Annotated in this window: 1 protein-coding gene; it reads right to left on the bottom strand. The window is 65.7% G+C overall.

Translation table 11 applies throughout. From position 1 onward, the window contains the following. Positions 1 to 7: 7 nt before the first annotated feature. Positions 8 to 1,420: an IS4 family transposase gene (locus EV655_RS18495; RefSeq protein ID WP_132546815.1), complete on the bottom strand. Its 1,413-nt coding sequence runs from the start codon at positions 1,418 to 1,420 to the stop codon at positions 8 to 10. Between the last annotated feature and the right edge of the window lie 114 nt (positions 1,421 to 1,534).

Below are 1,534 nucleotides of genomic sequence, written 5' to 3'. Positions count from 1 at the left end.
CTTGCAGTTACCCACAAGTATCCGCCGGGGGCGTTGCGAGGCGGGCACCTTCGACGAGGTCGGCGAGGCGGGAGAAGCCCCGCCATATCACCGTCGTCCCCGGTGGCGCATCGGAAGCGCGGTCGAGATAGCCTCCGAGACGAGCAACAGCCCTGACGTAGAATTCGAGGTCGCGCGGTGCCTGGCGCTTCCTCTCTGGCGTCGCCTGGTCGAGCAGGTGGCGCTCATCCTGCGTGAAAACGGCAGCGGGGTCGGCCCGTGGCGTCTCGCGGCTGAGCATCGCCAGCCATGACACCCGCCAGGCCACGACGCAGCAGAGCGCGATGCAGTTGGCCAGGCGATCGGCCGTGGCCAGGCGCAGCTCCTCGATCCGGCAGCCGGTTTTCAGCGTCCGGAAGAAAGTCTCGATTTTCCAGCGCAGCGCGTACCATTCGAGCTTGTGTACGGCCTCCACGTGGGTCGCCACTGGCAGGTTCGTGATCAGCTTCCAGTGGACAGGCGCCCGGTCCTGCGGCGGGTCGAGTTCCTCGGCATGGATGATCTGGAGCTCCTGGTGCCGGTATTGCCGCTGCTTTCCGATCGGCGGGCGGACTGTCATCGTGGCATGCCGGACCGTCAGCACGGCGCAATGGTCCTCGCCCTGCGCGTCCCGGAACCGCACCTCGTGGGTGCCGCTCGCCTGCACCTGCGCCATGACCTTGGCGATGGTCGTGCCGCCATCCTCCGCCAGGCGGTCGACGCAGCTCCGGACGAGGAAGCCGGTCCCGAGTTCCTCGGCCAGGCAGTAGAGCTCGTAGATGTCACTCTCGCGGTCACCGACATGAACGCAGCGCTCCGGCGCACCCGCCAACTCGGTCGACAGGCGCAGATTGTCGAGCCAGCGCATGCTTTCCTTCTGCTCGATGGGCACGCGGGTCGGGTTGATCTTGCGCTTGAGCGCAGCGGTGCCCTTGAATGCGGCGCGGGACCAGAACTTGGCTGCCGTCAGCCCGAGCGGCAACCCGTCCGGCGTGATCGCAAGGCTGGCATGCATCTGGAACCCGCAGACGGCGTGCTTCCTGCGGCGGCCGTCCTTCAGCTTGTGCCCGGTCGAGACATGGGTGAAGCCGATTTTCTCCGGGGCTGCGCGCTTGAAGTTGAATTCCGTGGTGTCCTGCAGGATCAGCACGGGACCGCCTGTTGCCCGGATGCGCAGGGCGGAGGCCGCGAAATGCCCCTCGAGGATCTTGTCTTCGCTGACATTCCCGTTGGAAAAGAACCGGTAGGCCGCCTTGGTGTTCGACCAATCCTGGAACGCCGTCGGCAGCGATTTCCCCGGCCGCTCCCCGAGGGCCTCGAGCATAGCCCCGAGCCGCCGGTTCAGCCGCTCATCCCCCAGATCGCATCCCGCGGTTTCCGTTTCCACCCAGCTCTGCCCCATGCACGCACCTCACGCATTCGGTGCCACATGACGAATCATGACCGTAGTGTCGTCGCCAAGACCAAGGCTGGCAGATGAATCAATTCACCGCACCAACTTGTGGGTAACTGCAAG

Source organism: Rhodovulum euryhalinum (assembly GCF_004342445.1).
Lineage (GTDB): Bacteria > Pseudomonadota > Alphaproteobacteria > Rhodobacterales > Rhodobacteraceae > Rhodovulum > Rhodovulum euryhalinum.
Note: the sequence above shows the minus strand (reverse complement) of the source record. Positions and strands in the feature narration are given on the sequence as shown.